The 1,338-nt window shown below is 61.8% G+C and carries 1 protein-coding gene; it reads left to right on the plus strand.

Translation table 11 applies throughout. From position 1 onward, the window contains the following. Window positions 1–1,338, plus strand: a 1,338-nt coding sequence (locus AC1DWF_RS32010; RefSeq protein WP_476842565.1) for a hypothetical protein, incomplete at both ends; no start/stop codon positions are given.

Genomic DNA, 1,338 nt, shown 5'->3' on the forward strand with positions numbered 1-1,338 from the left:
GCAATTCCCCGGGCATGACTATGATCCCGGCAGCGAGAACGAAAACAAGAACGAAAACGAAAACAGCAACGATTCCGACAACAAGAACGAGAACAAGAGCGACAACAGCAACGACTCAGACAACAAGAACGAAAACGAAAACAAGAACGAATCCGAAAATAAGAGCGAAAATGAAAATAAGAATGAGAGCAAGTCGGAAAACGAAAATAAGAACGAATCCGAAAACAAGAATGTAAACGAAAACAAGAACGAGACCAAAGTAGACGTCAATGTGGACGTCAAGGTCGACCTGCAGACTGAGGGTCTCCTTCCCAGCGATAATGATTTTGCAGACATCACGGCCGGCGGCGACATCAACGATCTGATGTTCACCAAGGACGGCAACATCACCTACGACCCAGGCGACGACATCAGCTTTAAGGATATCCTGAACAATTCGTTGACCGGCGACGGCAACAACAACGTTCAGTTCATCAACCAAGTCGCCAACATGGAGGACAACGACAAGCTCGACAACGCGACCGTTGCGAACAACTCGGGTTTCACCCTGGACCTCGACGCCAAGGGCGGTTTCGCTTCTTCTGGCGACGGCATTAGCACCGGCGGCGGCGGCGGCAGCGGCGGCGAAGCCAAGTCCGAAGCTGGCGATGGCGGAAATGGTGGCGATGCCCACGGCGGCAAGGCCGATGGCGGCGACGGCACCGGCGGCAACGCGTTGAGCGCGGCACTCGGCGGCGACGCCAAGGGCGACACCAAGGCTGACGGCGGCGACAGTGACGGCGGCGACGGCAAGAACGATGCCGAAGGCGGCAAGGGCGACGGCGGCGACGGCGGTCGCGGCGGCGACGGCACTGGCGTGGGTCTCGGCCTCGGCCTCGGCTTGGGTGTTGGACTGGGCGCAGGCCTCGGCGGCGACGGCTCGGCAGACAGCGACACCAAGTCCGAAACCGGCGATGCCAAGGCCGACAGCGGTGATGCCGATGGGCAATCCGGCGACGGCGGAAACGGCTCTTCGGGTGGCGATAGCGGCGATTCTGACGCTGGCAACGCTAGTGGCGATGYGGGCGACGGCATCGATGCGTTCGTGCCAATCCTGCCGATTCTCAATTTCGGCGCAGGCGGCGACGCCAATGGTGATGGCGGCGATTCCGGCGACACCGGCAATGCAGGCAACGGCGGCGGCGGCGGCGGGACTGGATCGTCCGATGCAGCATCTGGCGCAGCTGATGCGGCCAGTGGCGCAGCCAATGCACTTGGCGGCGCGGTCGATGCGACTGGCGGCGCGGGCACCGGCACCGGTTCCGGCTCCGGCACGGGCTCCGGCTCGGGCTCCGGCGC

It is taken from the genome of Aminobacter sp. P4_D5, from assembly GCF_056401815.1.